The sequence below is a fragment of the Vibrio ruber DSM 16370 genome (genome assembly GCF_900163965.1).
GTDB classification, from domain to species: Bacteria; Pseudomonadota; Gammaproteobacteria; order Enterobacterales; family Vibrionaceae; genus Vibrio; species Vibrio ruber.
This window is the reverse complement of the sequence record NZ_FULE01000014.1, coordinates 248,020-270,127: the sequence shown is the minus strand read 5'-3', so window position 1 is coordinate 270,127 and position 22,108 is coordinate 248,020. Positions and strand designations below refer to the sequence as shown.

General features: G+C 45.1%; 20 protein-coding genes and 2 tRNA genes. 9 read left to right on the top strand and 13 right to left on the bottom strand.

The features are described 5' to 3' along the window. Positions 1-63: 63 nt before the first annotated feature. On the bottom strand, positions 64-2,541 hold the full coding sequence (fadE, locus tag VR7878_RS05415) for an acyl-CoA dehydrogenase FadE (RefSeq protein WP_077334102.1): 2,478 nt from the start codon (positions 2,539-2,541) through the stop codon (positions 64-66). 316 nt (positions 2,542-2,857) lie between these two features. Here fadE and lpcA point away from each other — a divergent pair, with 316 nt between their 5' ends. Then, complete coding sequence (gene lpcA / locus VR7878_RS05410) at positions 2,858-3,433, top strand: D-sedoheptulose 7-phosphate isomerase (RefSeq protein ID WP_077334100.1); 576 nt, start codon at positions 2,858-2,860, stop codon at positions 3,431-3,433. Between the two features lie 28 nt (positions 3,434-3,461). Continuing rightward, positions 3,462-4,307, top strand: coding sequence for a class II glutamine amidotransferase (locus VR7878_RS05405; RefSeq protein ID WP_077334098.1), 846 nt, complete (start codon positions 3,462-3,464; stop codon positions 4,305-4,307). Between the two features lie 62 nt (positions 4,308-4,369). Here the strand turns inward: VR7878_RS05405 and nudI are convergent, their stop codons facing one another. The 5 genes from nudI to purM form a co-directional block, all read right to left on the bottom strand. After that, entirely contained in the window at positions 4,370-4,798 is a 429-nt protein-coding gene (gene nudI, locus VR7878_RS05400) for a nucleoside triphosphatase NudI (RefSeq protein ID WP_077334096.1), read from the bottom strand. Continuing rightward, positions 4,768-5,508 carry a deoxynucleoside kinase gene (locus VR7878_RS05395; RefSeq protein WP_077334095.1) on the bottom strand — a complete coding sequence of 247 codons (741 nt, stop codon included), beginning with the start codon at positions 5,506-5,508 and terminating at the stop codon, positions 4,768-4,770. The genes nudI and VR7878_RS05395 overlap by 31 nt, the downstream gene beginning before the upstream one ends. Then, entirely contained in the window at positions 5,505-6,374 is an 870-nt protein-coding gene (locus VR7878_RS05390) for a radical SAM protein (RefSeq protein ID WP_077334094.1), read from the bottom strand. The genes VR7878_RS05395 and VR7878_RS05390 overlap by 4 nt, the downstream gene beginning before the upstream one ends. Before the next feature lie 216 nt (positions 6,375-6,590). Continuing rightward, positions 6,591-7,238, bottom strand: a complete 648-nt coding sequence (gene purN / locus VR7878_RS05385; RefSeq protein WP_077334092.1) for a phosphoribosylglycinamide formyltransferase — start codon at positions 7,236-7,238, stop codon at positions 6,591-6,593. A gap of 3 nt (positions 7,239-7,241) precedes the next feature. After that, positions 7,242-8,282, bottom strand: coding sequence for a phosphoribosylformylglycinamidine cyclo-ligase (gene purM, locus VR7878_RS05380; protein WP_077334090.1), 1,041 nt, complete (start codon positions 8,280-8,282; stop codon positions 7,242-7,244). Positions 8,283-8,516: 234 nt separating this feature from the next. Here purM and upp point away from each other — a divergent pair, with 234 nt between their 5' ends. Further along, a complete protein-coding gene (gene upp / locus VR7878_RS05375; RefSeq protein WP_077334199.1) occupies positions 8,517-9,143 on the top strand; it encodes a uracil phosphoribosyltransferase in 627 nt (208 codons plus the stop codon). 125 nt (positions 9,144-9,268) lie between these two features. Here the strand turns inward: upp and smrA are convergent, their stop codons facing one another. Then, positions 9,269-9,850: a DNA endonuclease SmrA gene (gene smrA / locus VR7878_RS05370; protein WP_077334088.1), complete on the bottom strand. Its 582-nt coding sequence runs from the start codon at positions 9,848-9,850 to the stop codon at positions 9,269-9,271. Between the two features lie 655 nt (positions 9,851-10,505). On the opposite strand from smrA, the gene VR7878_RS05365 reads away from it, so the two are divergent. Further along, positions 10,506-10,582 (top strand) — tRNA-Pro (locus VR7878_RS05365). A gap of 80 nt (positions 10,583-10,662) precedes the next feature. Here VR7878_RS05365 and VR7878_RS05360 read toward each other — a convergent pair. Together VR7878_RS05360 and VR7878_RS05355 are read right to left on the bottom strand one after the other, a co-directional pair. Continuing rightward, positions 10,663-11,541: a TraB/GumN family protein gene (locus VR7878_RS05360; protein ID WP_077334086.1), complete on the bottom strand. Its 879-nt coding sequence runs from the start codon at positions 11,539-11,541 to the stop codon at positions 10,663-10,665. 97 nt (positions 11,542-11,638) lie between these two features. Further along, positions 11,639-14,359, bottom strand: a complete 2,721-nt coding sequence (locus VR7878_RS05355) for a heavy metal translocating P-type ATPase (RefSeq protein ID WP_077334084.1) — start codon at positions 14,357-14,359, stop codon at positions 11,639-11,641. Positions 14,360-14,595: 236 nt separating this feature from the next. Here VR7878_RS05355 and gltX point away from each other — a divergent pair, with 236 nt between their 5' ends. Then, on the top strand, positions 14,596-16,023 hold the full coding sequence (gene gltX / locus VR7878_RS05350; protein WP_077334082.1) for a glutamate--tRNA ligase: 1,428 nt from the start codon (positions 14,596-14,598) through the stop codon (positions 16,021-16,023). A 267-nt stretch (positions 16,024-16,290) separates the two neighbouring features. Then, positions 16,291-17,289 (top strand): OmpA family protein, encoded by a 999-nt coding sequence (locus VR7878_RS05340; protein WP_077334197.1) that lies wholly within the window; start codon positions 16,291-16,293, stop codon positions 17,287-17,289. A 139-nt stretch (positions 17,290-17,428) separates the two neighbouring features. On the opposite strand, the gene VR7878_RS05335 is transcribed toward VR7878_RS05340, so the two are convergent. Together VR7878_RS05335 and VR7878_RS05330 are read right to left on the bottom strand one after the other, a co-directional pair. Continuing rightward, positions 17,429-17,935, bottom strand: coding sequence for a Fe3+-citrate ABC transporter substrate-binding protein (locus tag VR7878_RS05335; protein WP_077334078.1), 507 nt, complete (start codon positions 17,933-17,935; stop codon positions 17,429-17,431). A gap of 262 nt (positions 17,936-18,197) precedes the next feature. Beyond that, positions 18,198-18,719: a MarR family winged helix-turn-helix transcriptional regulator gene (locus tag VR7878_RS05330; RefSeq protein ID WP_077334076.1), complete on the bottom strand. Its 522-nt coding sequence runs from the start codon at positions 18,717-18,719 to the stop codon at positions 18,198-18,200. A gap of 111 nt (positions 18,720-18,830) precedes the next feature. Between VR7878_RS05330 and VR7878_RS05325 the strand changes: the two genes are divergently transcribed. Then, a complete protein-coding gene (locus VR7878_RS05325; protein WP_077334074.1) occupies positions 18,831-19,742 on the top strand; it encodes a DMT family transporter in 912 nt (303 codons plus the stop codon). Positions 19,743-19,824: 82 nt separating this feature from the next. Here VR7878_RS05325 and VR7878_RS05320 read toward each other — a convergent pair whose 3' ends face one another. Next, positions 19,825-20,250, bottom strand: coding sequence for an Hsp20/alpha crystallin family protein (locus tag VR7878_RS05320; RefSeq protein WP_077334072.1), 426 nt, complete (start codon positions 20,248-20,250; stop codon positions 19,825-19,827). Positions 20,251-20,552: 302 nt separating this feature from the next. On the opposite strand from VR7878_RS05320, the gene ompW reads away from it, so the two are divergent. Then, positions 20,553-21,194, top strand: coding sequence for an outer membrane protein OmpW (gene ompW, locus VR7878_RS05315; RefSeq protein ID WP_077334070.1), 642 nt, complete (start codon positions 20,553-20,555; stop codon positions 21,192-21,194). 193 nt (positions 21,195-21,387) lie between these two features. Further along, entirely contained in the window at positions 21,388-21,987 is a 600-nt protein-coding gene (locus VR7878_RS05310; protein ID WP_077334068.1) for a class I SAM-dependent methyltransferase, read from the top strand. 7 nt (positions 21,988-21,994) lie between these two features. Here the strand turns inward: VR7878_RS05310 and VR7878_RS05305 are convergent. Continuing rightward, positions 21,995-22,070: transfer RNA gene (locus VR7878_RS05305), tRNA-Arg, on the bottom strand. Positions 22,071-22,108: the final 38 nt, after the last annotated feature.

Sequence of the window (22,108 nt, the reverse complement as noted above, 5' to 3'; positions counted from 1 at the left end):
AACGGGTCAGAGAGTTTGTTGCAAATGGCATTTGTTGCAAATGGCACTGACCCGTTATGACGCTTATACCGAAGTGGCCGTTTTCCGATTGGTGCGTTTGGCTTTTTCCTGTTTCGGATGAACAGGTGAGCCTGCTGCCAGCGCTTCCGGTGCAAAGTCATCGACATTGATCACATAGAGTCGTTCCTGCTCTGCCTTGATCAGTAAATCAGACTCGTCGCTTGAAATCAGCTGTTCATCCAACGCTGTTTTAGCCAGTTGATCTAAATTGGTAAATGGATAATGTTTACCTTTCAACTGACAAATCTTATCAAAAATTGGTTCTGCCTGAATGATCGTATCCAAGGCCTGATGAATCCGACCAGCGGGATTATGTTCGCTTGCATACCAGTATTGATAACGACCCAGACGGTTTCTTGGTGCAGTGTTGGACTGCAGTAACTTGGCCACTTGATGATCAAGTTTATCGCCGGGGCCGTGACAAACTCGTCCAAATGGCATCAGTACCCGTTTGAGCAGATATCCCAAAATCGGGGACGGGTAGTTGTCCAGTAATTCAGACAACGCCACTTCCATCTCTTTCAGGCTATCTTCCAATGCCCAGCGAACCAAGGCTAAATCTTCAGTGTGGCGGCCATCATCGTCATAGCGTTTCAATGTTGCCGATGACAAATACAATTGACTGAGTAAATCACCCAGACGGGCTGAGACGCGTTCTTTGCGTTTCAGGCTACCGCCAAGTGTCAGCATTGTCAGATCTGCCATCAGTGCGAGATTGGCACTGTAACGGTTGAGTCTTTGATAGTAACGCTTGGTTTCATCACGATGCGGTGCAGCCGATCCGAGTCCATTGGTGAGTCCCAGCCAAAAACTGCGCGCTGCATTACTGATGGTATAAGCAATATGCGAGCTGAGTGTCTGGTCAAACTGGGTCATTGCGTCAGTGCCTGAAGCATGGGCCAGTTCCATTTCTTTGAGTACGTAGGGATGGCAGCGAATCGCCCCCTGGCCGAAGATAATCATCGAGCGGGTCAGAATATTTGCACCTTCAACCGTAATGGCGATTGGCGAGCCCTGATAGTTCCGTGCCAAAAAGTTCGAGGGGCCAAGGCAAATGCCTTTCCCGCCGGTAATATCCATTGCATCTTTGAGGCACTGTTGCGCCCGATGAGTACAGTGGTATTTGACGATTGCTGAAATAACGGACGGTTTTTCACCTTTCATGATACCGGTTACGGTAAGCTGGCAGGCTGCATCCATGAGGTAGGCATTCCCGCCTAAGCGTGCTAATGGCTCTTCAATTCCTTCCATTTTTCCAATCGGTTGTTTGAACTGACGACGGATTCGCGCATAAGCCCCGGTTGTGACTGCCGCAGTTTTAGTGACCCCGGTTGAATTCGATGGCAGGGTGATGCCGCGACCCACCGACAGGCATTCAACCAGCATTCGCCATCCGTTACCGGCCATATTCGGGCCACCGATGATAAAATCGAGCGGAACAAAGACATCTTTTCCCTGAGTCGGGCCGTTTTGGAATGGAATATTGAGCGGGAAGTGACGCCGGCCAATGTCAACACCTGCCATATCGGTTGGAATCAACGCACAGGTGATACCAATGTTTTCTTCTTCACCGAGTAAATGATCCGGGTCTTGTAATTTAAAGGCTAACCCTAATACGGTTGCTACCGGGGCAAGCGTGATATAGCGTTTATTCCATGTCAGACGCATCCCGATGACTTCTTTTCCTTCCCATGTGCCTTTACAAACCACTCCGAAGTCAGGAATTGAACCGGCGTCGGATCCGGCTTCAGGGCTGGTCAGGGCAAAACAAGGAATTTCCTGCCCGGTGGCGAGGCGAGGGAGATAATGATCTTTTTGTGCTTCGGTGCCGTAATGTTGTAATAATTCTCCGGGGCCTAAGGAGTTAGGCACACCGACAGTGATAGCCAGTATACCGGATACACCCGCCAGCTTTTGGAGCACCAGAGACTGTGCATAGGCTGAAAACTCTAACCCGCCGTACTGTTTTTTGATAATCATGGCAAAGAACTTCTGTTCTTTCAGGTATTCCCAGATTTCAGGGGGTAAGTCTGCCAGTTCATGAGTGACCTGATAGTCATTGACCATCTCACAGACCTGATTGACCGGTCCGTCTAAAAATGCGCGTTCTTCTTCGCTCAGGTGAGGTGCCTGATAGCGATGCAGTTGTTGCCAGTCTGGTTTGCCCCGGAATAGCTCGGCTTCCCACCAGACGGTTCCCGCATCTAAGGCTTCTTTTTCGGTCTTAGACATTGTTGGGAGCTGGCGTTTAAACAGATTGAATATCTGAGACGTCAGTAAATTTTGCCGGATGGACGGAACCGTGACGCCAGCAATAATCAGTGCATAAATAACCCAGAATGTAAAACCGACATGGCCAAGCAGCGTTAACACAACCAGTGACGCAGTCAGCAGTCCTGTTCCCAATGCCATCGAGAGACGATGATAGGCGCAGATTCCCCATACCGCGAGTAGTACGACAATTGAGAGCAAAATACTCATATTAATTTTCCTTAATCGGATTATTTAGATGTTTTCATCGTAGAACTATCAAAGAGGTCTTACCAGTTACTATGTTGCAAAAGTGTTAAGGAGATCGAATTGTGAGTCACTTTCTGATGATTTGGTGAGATGATGCGCTGGATCTGAGGGAAGAAACAGCATTCTTACAGGGCAAGGCTCGACAGAATGAATTGTTGGGGTAAACTCATGATTATCACCGGAACATTTCACCAACATATTATGAGTGAGCCGGGTAAACATGTATCGCTCTTGTCTTAAGAGTGCCATTTCAGCATACATCAAAGAGAATTGAGTTATGTACCACGATTTAATTAAGAACGAGCTGAACGAAGCTGCCGACGTACTAAACAAGTTTTTAAGTGATGAGCACAATATTGCTCAGATAGAGGCGGCTGCCAAGCTGATTGCAGATTCTTTTAAACAGGGTGGTAAAGTGCTTTCTTGTGGGAACGGTGGGTCTCATTGTGATGCGATGCATTTTGCTGAAGAATTGACGGGACGTTATCGTGATAACCGGCCTGGTTATCCGGGCATTGCGATTTCGGATCCGAGCCATCTGTCGTGTGTCAGTAATGATTTTGGTTATGAATTTGTATTTTCTCGTTATGTTGAAGCTGTCGGCGCCAAAGGCGACGTATTGTTCGGGCTTTCTACATCGGGAAATTCCGGAAACATTCTGAAAGCGATCGAAGCGGCTCAAGCAAAAGGCATGAAAGCCATCGCTTTAACCGGCAAAGATGGTGGCAAAATGGCTGGTATTGCTGATGTTGAGATTCGTGTACCTCATTTCGGTTATGCTGATCGGATTCAGGAAATTCATATTAAAATTATCCATATCCTGATCATGCTGATCGAGAAAGAAATGGCTTAAACACCGTTCTACTGGGAGATTGCAGGTTATGTGTGAATTGCTCGGCATGAGCGCGAATGTTCCGACCGATATCTGTTTTAGTTTTACTGGCTGGATTCAACGCAGTGGTAAAACAGGCCCGCATCGTGACGGCTGGGGGATTACGTTTTATGAAGGGAAGGGGTTTCGCACATTCAAGGATCCAAAGCCGGGCTATCAGTCTACGATAGCGGAATTAGTTCAGAGGTACCCAATCAAAAGCAGGGCCGTGATTAGCCATATTCGTCAGGCTAATCGTGGTGGGGTCAGTTTAGAGAATACCCATCCGTTTACACGCGAACTTTGGGGGCGTTTCTGGACATTTGCCCATAATGGACAATTGAGTGGTTATGAGGATCTTGATACTGCCAATCATCGGCCGGTGGGCGAAACAGACAGTGAACTGGCATTTTGTTGGTTGCTCAAGCGGCTGGATGACCAATATCCGACACCACCCGATGATGCGATAGAAGTGTGTCGTTTTATTGCCACGCTGTGTGACCAACTTCGACAGATGGGCGTGTTTAATATGCTCCTGACAAATGGTGAGCATGTGATGACCTACTGCACGAACCATCTATACTCAATTACACGCCGCTCACCTTTTGGTCAGGCGACGTTGATTGATGAAGAAGTCGAAGTGAATTTTCAGGAAGAAACGACACCCAATGATGTAGTGACGGTGATTGCGACTCAGCCACTGACAATGGACGAGCAGTGGCACCGAATGAAGCCCGGAGAATACAATATCTTTCATCATGGTGAGTTGATTGACAGTAATCAGTGTCAGTTAGCAGATGTGCCGTTTGCGGAAGCAAAACCAGGCTGTCAGGCACCGACGGAACCTCTTGAATAGAACGGCATCTCAGAATCACCGAATACGAATAATAGAGGCTTGCGATATGCAAGCCTCTGGTATTATTTCAGTAGTCCTTTTTGTGCAAATGTCACTTTTGTCGCCTCATTAAGATCCAGAGAGGGAAGTTCTTCAGGGCTTGCCCATTTAAATTCTTGGAACTCGTCATTAATCGCAATATGACGATTGGCGCTTTCACAGTCGAATATCAGATAAATCATATAGATTTCTTCTTGACTGCCGTCTGGATAAGTCTTGATCCGAGTATCGTCTCTGAATGTCCACGGGGAGATGTGCGTCAGCGCTAAGTCGGGGCCTAATTCTTCTCTGATTTCACGTTTTAATGCTTCTTCCATTGTTTCTCCCGGTTCCATTCCGCCTCCGGGAAGTGCCCATTGACCGGGGAATACACCGCGATCACTCGCCATTTTACAGAGTAAGTAATCCCCGTTGTTGGTAATCAAGGGGCAAACAATAGTTCGCTGTCGCATAAAGGCTCCTGTTTATTCTGAATTTTATTAATCACGAGATTGGTAATGGTTTCAACGGTCATTTGCTGATTGTATTCAACGACTCGCTCTTTCAAATGCGTCGGTAAGTTATCAATCAGTGACTGATATTCTTCTCCCCAACCATGAATCCAGCGTTGTTTGGTTGCTTCATCAGGAAATTCCCGGGGACGAATGCCTTTTGACTCATCATTGGATAAATTTTTTAATGAAAATTCGGGTGGAAAATTCATGTAAACAATCACATCAGGATCGGGGATTATATCCGTGAGTTGATGCCATAAAGACATATACGCTTGATGCTGTTCTCTGGATATATATTTTTGCTTATACATAAAATTTGCAAATATATAATCCTCAATATGAGAGCGTTCCATAATAACATTAACGCCTTTATCTAGCCAAGATTTAACCAGCAGCACTCGTTGGATCATAAAATTAAGCTGTAACGGATAGCCATACGTTGCTGGCTTATCAAAAAGGTCTTGTAGTAATGGATGATGAAGTGATTTTTCATCAATCGCAATTGTCCGGGAATTATTTTCATAAATATGGGTGGAGATCGAACGGAGTAATGTGCTTTTCCCAACACCAGAGTTACCGGACAGGACAATATATACCGGGTGGGCATCCTGTATATCCGGTAATTCACTGCTTGCCCATGGCGGGGTATAGAGGTGGTGTTTATTCATGAGACAAACTCCATTTCATCGAGCCAGAATCGATTGTTTTCACATTTCTGCATAATTTCAGGCTGACCAAAAATATGGTGAATAATTTGTTCCGGAGAGTCTTTTTCCATATTACACAGATAGGTATAGTTTTCACCGTCGGGAATAATGACATCAAAGTTGGGCTCCATCACAATATTGGCTTTGTCACGTTCTTCAAAAGTTGCCCAGCTCAGTGGCAGATCCGGAAATTCATTTTTTGTCTGCTTCATTGTGCTGATAAATAAGTCAGTATCGATTTCTAACTTATCTCGTTTTTCTTTACCCACGCCGAGCGGACAAAACTGATAAAATCGCCACGACTGAATTTTATAGGGGAAACTATTTACCCAGCGCACAATGTCGGAGATTTGATGTGCATTGGTTTGAGAAACAACAGTAGTAAGTTTGATATTAATGGTGTTATTTGTCTGTGATAACCAAGTCAGGATATCTTTGATCACGCGATGCTGATTTCCCATCTTGTCACTTCTGATATCACAGTTGGTTTGTTTTTCTATCCCATCAATGGGCATTCCAACCCAGTCCAGCACACCGTTTAACCGCTCGTGGTCCATAATGAAGCGGTGACCGACGGTTGACAGATAAGTCATAAAGCCGAGTTTTTTGGCGTGTTCAATTAAGACGAGAAAATCTTTTCTGGTGGTGGGCTCTCCACCGGTGAACCCGACGCGACGGAATCCGACTTGGTACATTTTATCTAATACCTTCAATGCACTTTCGGTTGATTGGTCTGCAATGCCGGGATTTCTGAAGCATAAGTCACAGTCGAGATTGCAATAAGAAGTAATACGGAAATCTAATAATAATGTATTGATATCTAACATATTTATATCCAGTCTATTTGCATTCTAATAACCATAGTCTTTGTATTGTTATTATGCAAGCTGGCGCATTTTTTTTCCGAAACGGGTGAGCTCCATACCATCGTCATGTTGTGAGTCAGTCGGTGGAGAAAATGTTGTATGGTATTGAACCAGATGCAGGATATAAAAAAAGCGGCTGGAGAGCCGCTTTTCAGAAATAGAAAGGGAGTTGCTGACTTAACGCGCCGAATGGCCTTTATAGCCATGAATGCCCAGTTGTTCGCCATCAAGATAGGCTTTGCCGTCACGCATTTCGACCCGGTCTTCAACAAACCATTGTGCCACCAGTGGGTAGATCCGGTGTTCTTGTTGTTGAACCTTACGGGTCAGGGACTCAATGGTATCATCGTCATCGATAGGAACCCGGGCTTGTAGAATGACAGGGCCACCATCCAGTTGTTCCGTCACGAAATGAACACTTGTGCCGTGTTCCTCATCTCCGGCGAGAATGGCCCTCTGATAAGTATTCAGTCCGGGATACTTCGGTAATAGTGAAGGATGAATATTAATCATCTTTCCCATGTAATGGCGGACAAACTCTGCGCTCAGAATACGCATATAACCCGCCAGAATAATCAGGTCAGGTGCATACTCATCAATCTGTTCCATCAATGAGCGGTCAAAGGCATCACGCGTGTCAAAGGCTTTTGGATCGACAAAGATTGCCGCTGCATTGGCTTTTTTGGCTCTTTCCAGCGCGTAAGCATCCGCTTTGTTTGAAAAAACAGCAGTCACTCTGCCATTGGGCATTTTTGAGTCACAAGCATCAATGATGGCTTGTAAGTTGGTCCCGTTGCCCGAAACTAAAACGACAATACTTTTCATGAACTATTTAATCTCTACTTGCGCTTCGTCAGCCTGTGCTTCTGCTATATGTCCGATAACCCAAGCGTTTTCTCCTTCTGACCGGAGAAGTTCGACTGCGGCCTGAGCTTGTGCTTCTGGCAATGCGATAATCAAACCGACACCACAGTTGAAAGTGCGGTACATTTCGTAAGTATCGACATTTCCTTTTTCTTGCAGCCATTTGAAAATAGCCGGCCATTCCCAACTGCTGCCATCGATAACCGCTTTGGTGCCTTGTGGTAAAACGCGAGGAATATTTTCCCAGAACCCGCCACCGGTAATATGAGAAATGGCGTGAATATCATGTTCAGCAACTAGCTTTAGTGCTGACTTGATATAGATTTTTGTTGGTTCGAGTAAGTGTTCACCAACTGATTTTCCTTCCAGCAATTCGGATTTATCCGCATTAGAGACTTCCAGAATTTTACGGATCAGTGAATAGCCATTGGAATGAGGGCCACTTGAGCCGACAGCAATCAGACTGTTTCCGGATTCAACTTTAGAACCGTCGATAATCGCTTCTTTTTCGACGACACCAACACAGAACCCGGCGACATCGTAATCGTCACCCTCATACATGCCGGGCATCTCTGCGGTTTCTCCGCCGATCAGCGCGCATCCAGCCTGAAGACAACCTTCGGCAATCCCTGAAACCACGTCTGCTGCTGTATCAACATCCAGTTTGCCGGTCGCATAATAGTCAAGGAAAAATAGCGGTTCAGCACCTTGTACAATCAAATCGTTGACGCACATTGCGACTAAATCGATTCCGATCGTGTCATGCTTTTTCATATCCAGTGCCAGACGTAATTTAGTACCGACACCGTCCGTTCCTGATACAAGCACCGGGTGCTTATATTTGGTAGGTAATTCACACAGGGCACCGAAACCACCGATACCACCCATTACTTCCGGGCGACGCGTTTTCTTTACTGCACCTTTAATTCGCTCTACAAGCGCGTTGCCTGCATCAATATCAACGCCTGCATCTTTATAGCTCAGAGATGTGTTCTTGCCACTCACGGGGTCATCCTCGTTCTTTGGTTGGATATGAAAACGGCGCTATTCTACAGGGGAAAAAAGTAAAAGGAAAACGTTTGCGCTGATTTTTTTATCCGGCGGGACAGACTGAAAATTGATGGCAATCATGGCTTCTCAATGCGCTAAATCATGATATTCCCAGAGGTTAAGGATAAAATTAACGATAGAAAGTATGTATAATCGGAAAGTTTATTTGATTGAATGTCGGAGATGCAGATGAAAGTTGTTGAAGTGAAGCACCCGCTTGTCAAACACAAATTGGGTTTGATGAGAGAGAGAGATGTCAGTACCAAGCGTTTTCGTGAGCTAGCCACTGAAGTGGGCAGCCTGCTCACTTATGAAGCAACGGCGGACTTTGAAACCGAGAAAGTGACGATTGAAGGTTGGAACGGTGCTGTTGAAGTCGATCAACTCAAGGGTAAAAAGGTGACGGTTGTGCCGATCCTGCGTGCGGGATTAGGCATGATGGATGGGGTGCTTGAACATATACCGAGTGCGCGTATTAGTGTCGTCGGAATTTATCGGGATGAAGAAACGCTTGAGCCGGTTCCTTATTTTAATAAGATTGCTTCAAATATTGAGGAGCGAATTGCTTTGGTGGTTGACCCAATGTTGGCGACCGGTGGTTCGATGATCGCAACGATTGATCTGCTTAAAGCGCAGGGATGTACACAATTTAAAGTCTTGGTTTTGGTTGCCGCGCCTGAAGGGATCCGGGCTTTGGAAAAAGCGCATCCTGACGTTGAGCTGTACACTGCTGCTATCGATGATCATCTGAATCAACAAGGTTATATTGTGCCCGGTCTTGGTGATGCCGGTGATAAAATCTTCGGTACTAAGTAAGTCCGCTTTATCAGATAAAAAAACAGTCAGTCTGGCGAAGTCTGACTGTTTTTTTAGGGTCTGATTTTTGATTGATTTTTGATGTGAAGGGCGTCGATAACCGATATTGGCTGGTGGCTTTTCGGTTAATGAGGGCGTCTTTTCTGGTGTCGCTCACGGTTTTCCTGCTTTTGTACCTGACTTTTACGCAGGAGCACATAAAGTGCGCCGCTTCCGCCATGGAAACGCTGTGCGCTGTGGACACACTGGACTTCTTCGATTTGGGGAAGCCAGTATGATACATAGCTTTTCATCAGGGCCGGTGGGTTTGAATGTTCGCCTTTGCCGTGAATGATCAGGACGGTTCGAATGTCCATGCGCATACACTGACGTAAAAATTTCACGATTTCATCACGTGCTTGCTCCAGCGTTTTTCGATGCAAATCCAAGCGAGCCTGAACCGGGTATTTACCTAGCCTGAGTTTTCTGTAAACACCGTCCTGAACCCCGTTTCTTTTAAACTCAATCAGATCATGAGGCCTGATTTGTGGCGCATGTTCCAGAGACAGGTAATCAGATTCATGCTGTTCTAGTTTCATCGCTGCTTCTTGGCGGGCGAGGTGTGTATCAGTAATCTGCAAGGCTTTTTTGAGTTCGGCCGTATCGTGTTTCAGAGGTTTGACATCTTCCATCATTTGCTGAAATAACTCGAAATCTTCCTGAGACATGCGTATTCCTCCGAGTGGTTGTACATCACGTACCTTGAGGTGATTTGGTATATATACCGAAGTGATTTTCAGATGCAAGACTCTCGCAACATTCATTTACCAAAGGTGTGCGTTATTAACGTGGTATATCGGCTAAATTGGTGTATTGACAAAAGAATTACACTTGAGGGATCGGGGAACAATTTTCAGCGGATAAAAATAAAAAACCGGAGTGGAAAAGAGTCCGCTCCGGTGCATAGCTTATAACTGTTTTTTACAGGAGCTAAGCGATCTAGTGAGGAGATTTGTCATTCATGACTTTGTGATAAGAAACGACACATGTGACCAAACTGTGTTGACGCAATGACGATCTGTATGTCAAAGCAAAACCCTGACGTTCAGTTTCAAGCGGTGTTTCTTCAAAGTTGCGAAGACGTGTTAAACATAAAGTGAGTCAATGAATAAAGTGATGATCTGGATCAAGTGTATTGAGGAAGTTGCTTATTTGTTGAAATTCATGTGTTCATTGTCACATTTATAGTCAGAGATGGACGTCTTTTGAACACTTGATTATTTTTTTAAAAAAATCAGCGAAAATGAGTTGCGTCTATAATCAGAATCCGTATTATACCCATCCGTTGAGACGCAGTTGATCGTCGTCCAACGGAGCAATACTCGGTGAATAGCGCAGTTTGGTAGCGCATCTGGTTTGGGACCAGAGGGTCGGGGGTTCGAATCCCTCTTCACCGACCACATTCTGAAAGCCTCAGCATCTTGCTGAGGCTTTTTTCGTTTTCGGCTCTCAACCAGCTCTTTCTGTCGCTGATTATCATTCAGCGACATTCATCTATCTGAACGGCCCCTTTCCCAATGGTGTTTTGTCGGGTGACGGTGAACCCTTGCTTGGTCAGCAATTGAATTAAGTTTTCCTCACCGATGAGGTGTAAGGCGCCAACGACAACGAGATATTTTGAGGGATGTTCAGAAAATATCGGTGGGGACGTGAGTTGGTTTAACCAGCGATGATTTCTTTGAATTTCAAGCTGTTCAGACATTTCCTGGGACATGTCATGATGGTCTATCAGCTGTTTTAACTGCTCAGGATCACCCTGATGCCATCTCGCCACCAAACACTCGGTCTCATGCGTGTTTTCTCCCCAGTCTGCCAGCGTTGTTGTCAGTAGTTCTTTGCCATTTTGCTTCATACCCGCCAGCAGATCGATTTGCGACTGGAGTGATTCGAGGCCAATAATCGGGATGGATTCTGACGCTGCCTGCTGAATCATATATTGATCGATGCCGAGATCAGCGCGATACCCTAATCGGCTGATTGCCTGCATTTGTAAACCGATCGCCGTTTGCCATGGCGGTGAAGCTTTCAGACGCTGAACATTGAGGTTTAACTGTTCAGCGATACTTTCTAATTTTTCCAGCTCTGAAGCCGAGAGCACTTGTTGTGATGTCCATTTGACAGGCGGATACTGCAATGTGTTTGCCTGACGAATGTCGGCTTCGACAATTAATCCGTCACTGTCACGAAGAAAATCCGTCACCGGTTTGGGTAAAGGGTACATATCCGGGTGTCCGACGTGAATCGAGCCCAATAGCATCAGCTGCATCTGATTCTTACTGGCAAGCCAGTACAATGGCTCAGCCTGAGTATAAAAGCTGAGCATGATGGCACCGACTGAAAGCAGACGGGTGAGTTGCATAAGTGGGTTTCCTATCTTCTGGCATTCATCTGAACGCCTAGCATAGATTGCGTTGCTGTCGGTAAGCAACTGTTACTCACTCAAATGATTACACTTTTTATTCTGAATTATGGGGTTGATATGGTTTGCGGAATAATCGTAACCGGTTGGCGTTTGTCACCACGGTAATCGATGATAAAGCCATCGCTGCACCGGCAATCACAGGGCTGAGCAGAAAACCGAACCAAGGATACAATACACCGGCAGCTACCGGAATGCCGAGGGTGTTGTAAATAAAAGCACCGAGCAGGTTCTGTCTGATATTTCTGACGGTTGCTTTTGACAGTGAAATTGCATTGAGAATCGCTAGTGGAGAGCTGTTGAGAAACGTCATCTGAGCACTTTCGATGGCCACATCACTGCCACTTCCCATTGCAATACCGAGATCTGCCTGTGCTAAAGCCGGCGCATCATTGATGCCATCACCAACCATCGCGACTTGGTGTCCGGCCTGCTGGTATTCGACAATATGTGCTGCTTTTTGATCGGGAAGAACCTGTGCAATGACTTCCTGAATCCCCAACTGTTGAGCAATGCCTTGTGCGACAGCGTGGTGATCGCCCGTTAACATAACCGTTTTTATTCCCAGCTTGTTGAGTGCCTGAATGGCTTCTGCTGCATCAGCTTTAATCGGATCTGCCACGGCAATTACACCCTCAATCTCTTGGTCGATAGCAATCAGGAGTGGTGTCCATGCCTGAGCAAGAACCTTATCAAGCGCGGGCTGGATCTGGTCAAATGAGAACTCTAAAGATGTCATGTAATGCTGGGAACCAATATGAACGGTATGACCGTTATAATTGGCTGTAACACCACGCCCCCGGAGATTTTGGAAGGCGGAAATCTGAGCCGCTGAAATTTGTTTCGAGCGGGCGTATTCACAAACCGCTTTCGCCAATGGGTGCTCAGATTGTTGCTCCAGCGCATAGACGATGGATAACAACTCGTGCTCTTCCCGGTGAAGACTGTCAACCGATTGAACCTTTGGTGTCCCTTCAGTTAAGGTTCCTGTTTTGTCGAAGACAATCGTATCGATGTGGCTGGTGGTTTGAAGTACCTCGGCATCACGGATCAGGATGCCCATCTCTGCGGCCTTACCGACACCAACCGTCACCGATAGTGGGGTTGCAAGCCCTAATGCGCAGGGGCAGGCAATAATCAGAACGGTTGTCGCGACAACAAGCATATAGCTCACTTTGGGCTCTGGGCCGAACCAAAACCAGACAAATGCGGCCATAATCGCGATAGCAACAACGACGGGGACAAATACAGCAGATATTTGATCGGCGAGTTTTGCTATGGGTGGTTTACTACTTTGTGCTCTTCTGACCATCTGAATAATGCGCGACAGCATTGTTTCACTGCCGACACCGGTTGCTTCAATCACCAGACTGCCATCATGATTGATGGTTCCTGCAGAGACGGCATCTCCGGAACGTTTCAGAGTGGGAATGGGTTCTCCGGTCAGCATGGATTCATCCAGATAGGATTCGCCTTTTATGACGACACCGTCAACCGGGAGTTTATCGCCGGGTTTAATTCTCAGATGCATTCCTTTCTCTATCTGCGATACAGGAATGCTTTGATCATCACTTTCGGTAATGAGCGTTGCTTGTTGGGGTTGGAGTTGGATCAATGCCTGTAACGATTGTGTGGTTTTCGCTTTGGCTTTTGATTCAATCGCATGTCCCAAAGAAATAAGACCGATAATCATGGCGCTAGCTTCGAAATAGACATGACGCGCTTGGATAGGAAACCAGTCTGGAGCGACCACGACCATGATCGAGTAAAGCCATGCGACACCTGTTCCTAATGCGACCAGTGTATCCATTGTCGCCCTTTTGTGGCGCAGTGCTTGCCATGCACTTTGATAGAAACTTTTACCGGCAGTACAAAGCAGCCCTAAGCATAACAGGCCGACCACACCCCAGCTGAGCTGTTGTGGTTGAGTTTGGATCAGCATACTGCCGCCGAAGACACCCCATGCCATGATTGGCACGCCTAGTAATAACCCCATAATGGCGTTGCGGCGGTGATATTTCAGTGTGGCTGTTAAATGGGCTTGCTGTTTCTCTTGTTGTTGTGCCGGATCATCGACGATTTCAGCGTCATATCCGGCACAACGAATCGCTGCAAGGAGCTGTTGTTGATCGGGTTGCTGGTCTGAAAAGGCTGCAGCACTCTGTTCTGACAAGTTGACTTGCGCGTTCTTAATTCCGGAGACGGATAGCAGCGCTTTTTCTACCGAAGCCACGCAACTGGCACAAGTCATCCCTTTCACAAGTAAATTGGTTGTGACATCGGCACGATACTGCTGGCGAGATGGAGGAGCTGCCGGGGTGGATTCCGTTGCTGTTTGGGTTGCTGGGAGTGCGCTGTTGTTATTTGAGGATGAATCTTCTGTAAAGGCTTGATAGCCGAGTGATTCGACTTGATCGATAATGGTCTGCTCCGGTAAGGTTGTCACCAGAGAAAGCGATGTTTTAGTCACGTTCAAATCTTGAATTTGTTCACTTTCACTCAGTAGGTCGGTGAGCTTTTGGACACATTTCCCACAGTGCAGCCCTTGTAATGTATAGTGTTGTCTTTGACCAACCTGATATCCGAGCGATTCGATATGTTTGACGACTTCACTGATGGATGCATCGGTATCCAGTTCAATGAGAGACGGGGATAGATGGCTGATTTCGACATCCAAATTCGCTTTTAACTGATGTTCTACTTTTCGGGCACAGCCCATACAGTGCAAGCCTGACAGCGGTAGTTTTAAATGGTGCATATTTGCCTCTTTCTCAATCCCATGTCACTTAAAAATAAACCTTGACGCAAGGGGAAGGTCAAGGGGTTTTGATCTTTCTGCCGAAGTGAAAAGGCGCTATCCATTGACATGATTGAAAAATCAGGCGTAAGGGTCATTGTCGTGGTTGATAGTCAGGTGCTAGAATACTGGCCAAATTTTGGCTGATACATCTAGATCTGAAGCTGATACGCTCGATCTGAATAAAGGTAAATCTCATGACGGTTAAAACGCGTTTTGCTCCAAGCCCTACAGGGTTTCTTCACGTCGGTGGTGCCCGGACGGCACTGTATTCCTGGCTCTATGCAAAAAATCAGGGCGGGGAATTTGTTTTAAGAATTGAAGATACCGATTTAGAGCGTTCAACACAGGAAGCGGTCGATGCAATTCTGGAAGGGATGAGCTGGTTAGGTCTGGATTGGGATGAAGGCCCTTATTATCAGACGAAGCGCTTTGCTCGGTATGATGAGGTTGTCGAGCAGTTACTTGCTGCCGGAAAAGCGTATAAGTGTTACGCATCTAAAGCACTGTTGGATGAAGTGCGTGCAGAGCAGGAAGCGAACAAAGAAAATCCTCGCTATGATGCCAATCATCCGAAAATCAAGGCAGTGAATGACGCGGCAAAAGATGGTGATGCTTTTGTGGTTCGTTTCCGTAATCCGAAAGAAGGCAGTGTTGTTTTTGCTGATCAAATTCGCGGGCGGATAGAAATTCGCAATGATCAGCTTGATGATTTGATCATTCGCCGGACTGACGGTTCTCCGACTTATAATTTCTGTGTGGTTGTTGATGACTGGGATATGGGTATCACCCATGTTGTCCGGGGAGAAGACCACATCAACAATACGGCACGCCAGATTAATATCTATGAAGCATTAGGTGCAACGGTACCGACATTTGCTCACTGTGCCATGATTTTAGGTGATGACGGTGCCAAGCTCTCGAAACGTCATGGCGCTGTTTCAGTGATGCAATACCGTGATGACGGTTACCTGCCAGAAGCATTAAATAACTATTTAGTCCGGCTTGGCTGGTCTCATGGTGATCAGGAAATTTTCTCTCGTGATGAAATGATTGAGCATTTCAGTCTGAATGCGATTAGCAAATCTGCCTCTGCATTTAATACGGACAAATTGTTGTGGCTAAACCATCACTATATCAAAACCTCAGATCCTGAATATGTTGCCGGACATCTGCAATGGCATCTGGATCATCAGGGGATCAACCCGGAAAATGGCCCGGCGGTCACCGAAGTCATTCAGTTGTTAGCTGACCGCGTACAGACTTTGGTTGAGCTGGCGCAGCAGGCGCGTTATTTCTATGAAGACTTTGATGCATTTGATGAAGCCGCTGCGAAGAAGCATTTACGTCCGGTCGCTAAAGAACCACTTGTTCTGGCTTTGGAAAAAATAACAGCGCTGGAGACGTGGACCACTGAGAACCTTCATCAAGTCATTACGGATGTATGTGAAACGCTTGAGCTCGGAATGGGTAAAGTCGGAATGCCGTTACGAGTTGCGGTAACAGGAGGTGGGCAATCTCCATCTGTCGATGCAACCATGCAGCTGATCGGTAAAGCGCGTGTGATGAAACGGATTCAGATGGCGATTGAGTTTATTGAGCAGCGTGAAGCAAATGCTGGCTGATGCCACACAATAACTTGAAAATAGCAGAGAAGCCGCAATTGATGTTGCGGCTTTTTTTATTCCAACTATATATAAAATGTGTTGCATTAATCTGGGTTAATGCAACTGAACTATGGTCATGTTTCAGATTCGATAAAGGTGACAGTAATTTAACACTCCGCTCTCTCATTTTTTACAGTGATGCAATAGAGTGATCTTGATTCAATATGTTCGGTACTGAGGCAAGTTCGGGCATTCACAATAAAAAGGAATAGCAGCATGAATAACATGAATAAAATGTTAATGGTGGTATCGGCAGCATCATGGATGGTTTCCGCAATGATTCATGCCGAGGTCTATGTGGGTGGTAAAGTTGGTAAATCTTGGCTGGATGATTCATGTCGCCCGACAGATGTCTGTGATGATGATTCGTCCGCAGTCGGTGCTTTTCTCGGATATCAGGCTTGGGAGCATGTTGCACTTGAGGCTGGATATGACCATCTGGGAAAATTTACCGGGGCAGGCATGGTCAATGATCATGTGAATGCGGTGACTATTGCGCCTAAGTTCAATATTCCTCTTTATCAAAATCTTGATTTGTATGCGAAACTTGGTGGTGCTTATGTCGACTATGGTTCGAAAGAAGACTGGTCTTATCTGGCTGCGGCAGGTTTGGAACTGAATGCGACGGACAATGTCGCTCTACGTCTTGAATATCAGACACTGACTGATATCAATAATGATATTGTCCGAGCTGAAGGCAATATGGCAACACTGGGTGTGACATATCGCTTTGGTCATTCAGAGTCTACACCTGTGATTACAAGCCAGCCCCGGCCCGCTTCTGTTGAACCAGTCATTGTTGAAGAAGCGCCTGAACCGGTGGAAAAACCAGCTGATACACCCGTGATTAAAACGGTGAAAAAGAGCCTGAGCAGTGAAAGCAGCTTTGCACTAAACAGTGCGAAACTGAGCAAACAGGGGATTGATGATCTTCAGGAAGTGGTTGAATTAATGTCTCGTCACTCTCAAGCGACTGCGGTAGTGACCGGTTATACGGATTCGACCGGGTCAAAAGAGTACAACCAATCACTGTCGTTGGAAAGAGCTCAGGCTGTTGCTGATCAGCTCGTTTCTCAGGGGATTAATGCTGAGCGGATCACTGTCCGTGGTATGGGTGAATCAGATCCTGTCGCATCCAACGATACCAAAGAAGGCCGGGCGAAAAACCGCCGGGTTGAAGTTGAAATTCCGACATTTACTTATCAGGTCGTCATTAAGCAATAAACGAATCTCTATTTATCGGGTTCAACCTTGTTTAGCGCTGTGCTATGAGAGATTAAAGCTCGCATATCACAGCGTTTTTTATTGGGCAGCGAAAATGAGAGGAGAATATGGAATAAAGACATCAGAGTGAGAAAAGAAGTTACTTCAGGTCGATGCTGTTTAATCTGCCCATAAAAATTAAAATATCGAGATAATCTTTATGCGCATCGAGCAGCGCTTTTTTGGTTTTTGTGTATGCGGCCAGTTTCCCATGTTTATTGATGGAACAGACGACGCTCTTGAAGTGACACTTGCCTTGTTCGTCATAAGTTCGCCAAGCAGCAATGTAGCAAGCATCGCGATAATTCGGATTGTCTTTTGTGGGGCGAGGTTTATAGATAATCTTAGGTTCAAGGCTGTGGGGTAACCGCGTCATCAGATAAGGGTCTTTAAGGAGCATTCGCCAGTGCTTACCCCACATTTGACGACCCAGCTCATTACGAAGCAAGATTGCCTTTTTTAGCCCTTTCTTTTCACCAATACGAATGAAACCAACAGAGCGGTGTAAAACTTTATCATCTGGCGTATGTATATGAATTTTATAAGCAGTTTTCGCTTTAGAAATAAAGCGATGGCCAGTATTGGTTTCAAGATTACTCTTCTTCATCCGTTTGTTATCTATATTTTTATTATTAACAATAGTAGATCAAATCACCACTAAGGTGAAGTGGTTCCGTTCACTTCAGTCATGAGTATAGAGACAGAGATACAGCTCGTACGGTCATGCTTAGGGTGTCGATTACTCTCAACCATATGACCCAATGCCTTTGACATTCTGAGCTAGTTTGAGATAACACACAACAACTGTGACAATATTCGAGAAACCCATTCAATTTTTATTGCAAGAAAAGTAACACCGATACGCCTTTTTACTCAATATCTCTGTTTGACGGGGTTGAAGGGGGCTCTGAGTTAAATGAAGAGAGCCAAGACCTGAGCAGGGCTGAGAGTTGCAATTGCTCTGTTTGGTTTAAGGTATTCATCAATCTTTCTTGTGCTGCTACGTGTTCTGCCAGTGCTTGATTGATGAGTTGATAGCCTTGGTCGGTTAATTTTACCGAGATACTCCGGCGATCAACGTGACTATGTATGCGGACAATTAAATTTTTTTGTTCCAGCTTATCAAGTCGGTTTGTCATCGCACCGGAGGTCAACATTGCGGTGCTGATTAATGCGGAAGGGGTTAACTGATATGGTGCACCGGAGCGGAGCAACGTCGCCAGCACGTCAAACTCTCCCATCTTGAGGTCATAGCGTTTATGAATACTGGTGATCTCTTGCTCTAGATGTTTAGTCAGACGCAGTATCCGGCCAAAAATACTCATTGGCAGCGTATTTAGTTCCGGTTTTTCTGTCGCCCACTGATGGACGATCCTGTCAATAATATCCATTGCCACATATGTATAGTTAAGAGTTGATCATTATATCTTAACATAAAGATTCTTTACAAAGATAAATTACTTTTTTATGATTAATGAAATCTCAATATAAAGATACTTCATATGAATATAATATTAGCATTGGTTGCGACATTTTTGTGGGGAACGACTTACGCAGTCACTCAGGCAACACTACCGGGTTGGCCACCGTTGTTGCTCGGTGTATTACGAGCTTTACCGGCAGGTTTAGTCCTTTTGGCAATTAAGCCAACTTTCCCTGATAAAGGGACTTGGAAAGTATTGCTCATCACCGGTTTGGTGAACATTGCCATATTCTTCTGCTGTATATTTGTGATGGCACTTACACTACCTTCGGCAATATCCAGTGTCGGGATGATGTCGGTCCCCGTATTTGCGATGCTAGTCCAATGGATAGTGATGAAACAGCGGCCTTCTGTCATTCAAATCATTTCTGGTTTGGCTTTGTTAGGGTTTGCTGCGCTGCTATTTGATCCTGGCCGTCTGAATCTGAGCTTGCTTGGGCTTTTGGCGATGTTAATTGGTATCTTATGCCTGATTTGCGGTAGCACATTGACCCAAATGTTGAGCCAGAAATTAGCGTGGTGGTGTGTGCTGACGTGGCAACTGATTCTTGGTGGACTTGCATTGTTATTCATCACGCTAGTTCACGCGAGCTATGAGCCGAGTCACTATATGAATGCATGGCAGCATCTATCAGGGAAGAATCTGTTAGGACTGTTTTGGCTCTGTATTCTGAATACTGCGGTTGCATACAGTTTCTGTGTTTGGGCGCTAAAACATATCTCTGTTGTTGAATTTACTTTTGCCGGGGTCGCAAATCCAGTTGCAGGTATTTTGTGTGGTCTGATTTTGGTTGGTGAATCTTATACACTGATACAATACGGCCTGATGTTTGGCATGATTGTGATGTCTTTATTCCCACAATTTATTAAAAGTTATCAGAAGTACCGCGACGTGTCGAAAAAGCATCTTCAGCCGCTTTCTGAGAAATAATGAAATTTAATTCGAATTGTTGAAACGAAAAAAGCGGTGGGGGACACCGCTTTTAGTCATTTAGACTGAAAATATTAAGACATTAGTTGATCTTAATATGCTGAGTGACTCCTTCTGGTTTCATTTCCATTTTGGGCACAACCACAACCAGTACACCATCTTGATATTCAGCATAAATATCGTTCACATTGATATTGTCACCTAAATTAAAGCTACGTACCATTTTGCCTTGATAGCGCTCTCTATGAATGACTTTATCTTCGTCAGTCTTCTGTTCATCTTTTAAAGTCGATGCTTCGATCGTTAGGGTGCCATGGTGACATTTCACCGAAATATTGTCTTTCTCTACGCCGGGTAAATCCGCGATAATTTCAAATGCGGTTTCTTTATCCAGTACATCAACCCGCGGAGAAAAAGATTCCATATTGAAACTTGGCCGAATCGACGGAAAAGCATGATCAAACAAATGATAGAAATCAGACCATGAGTCACGTGGAATTAAGCTCATCACAATCCTCCTATTGCTATCCTCGAACTCTCTGTAAGTGTAGAACCCATTCCGATAACTAAATAAAAATATGTATATAAATTGATTTAAATCAATTTATAAAGGTTTTTTTTATGTAGAGAAGGAATGGATTTTATAAAGTTTGTAACACTATGTTTCACAAAAAATGTGATTTTTTTATCATAATGATGTGGTTTTTGTATATAAATTTTACAAATTGATTTCCATCAAAATAGTGTGGTTATTATGTGCTACTGTGCGCGCCAGTAGAGTCTTTTAGCCCAATGACAAGGAAAAATATAATGAAAAAAACACTTTGCGGATTAGCCATCATGACTGCCTTTGTTTCTGCTGGCGCTTTTGCCCACCAAGAAGGTGATTTTATTGTGCGTGCAGGGATTGCATCGGTAATCCCAAATGATAGCAGTGATAAAATTTTAGACAGTCAGGCAGAGTTGGAAGTGAATTCGAATACGCAGCTGGGTTTAACGCTAGGCTACATGATTACGGATAATATCAGTTTTGAAGTGCTGGCTGCGACACCGTTCTCTCATGATATCTCCACACCACTTGTTAATGGTGATATCGGTGAGACGAAACACCTGCCACCAACATTCATGCTTGAATACTACTTTGGTCAGTCTGATTCAAAGATCCGTCCTTATGTCGGGGCCGGTATCAATTACACCACCTTCTTTGACGAAAAAATTAGTGGTGCTGGCGCGGCTGCTGGTTTGAGTGATCTGAGTTTGGATGATTCTTGGGGATTGGCGGTGAATGCCGGTGTTGACTACATGATCAATGACGATTGGTTTGTCAATGCTTCAGTTTGGTATGCTGACATTGACTCTACGGCAACCTACAAATTCAAAGGCGCTGAAAAATCTACTGAAGTCCATATTGATCCGGTTATCGTGATGATTTCCGGAGGCTATAAGTTTTAGATATTCCCACTTTAATATACGTAATATTGAGGCAGCTTATTATATAGGCTGCCTTTTTCGTTTGTACGATTCAAGATTTCACTCGTGATGACGGTTTTGTTGAGAGGTTGAGTGGGGGAGGTATTAGCTTGTTCTTGAAATGACTTCCCGTTCTCTTTATATTAGTTTATTCTAATTTAAATGGGGCAATATTATGTGGGATGACCGATATCAGGTCGATACATATATCTACGGTAAAGAACCAAATGATTTTCTGCGTGAAAGCGTGCAGCATCAATATTTACCGTTAGGAGCGGTTTTGTGTCTGGCTGATGGTGAAGGGCGGAACTCTGTTTATTTGGCGAAATGTGGCTATGACGTGACGGCTGTAGATTTATCTGCAGTTGCGATCGAAAAAGCCCGTTTGTTTGCAGCCGAGAATCATGTATCTGTGAATTTTATTCAGGCTGATCTGAATGATTTCGATTTAGGGCTTGCACAGTGGCAAGCGGTTGTGGCTGTCTTTTGCCATCTTCCGCCTGTGGTGCGGCAAAAATTACACCAGTCATTGCCGAAAAGTCTTAAAACGAGCGGGGTTTATCTGGTTGAGGGGTATACGCCGGAACAGCTGAAATATAAAACTGGTGGTCCTTCAGAGGCTGAGATGATGTTATCACGACAGGTTTTGATTCACGAACTTCCGACGTTGTCCCCTTGGTATATTGAAGAGAAAGAAAGAGAGATCTACGAAGGTGTCATGCATCGCGGTAAGAGCCATGTCGTTCAGGCGATAATGAAGAAGAATATGGTATAGGCCGGAGTGGCGTCCCCTGCGAGATTTGAACTCACGTCTAAGACTTAGGAGGTCCTTGTTCTATCCAACTGAACTAAGGGGACATCGGTATCAGCTGTACAATTGAAAACTGTACAGCGAT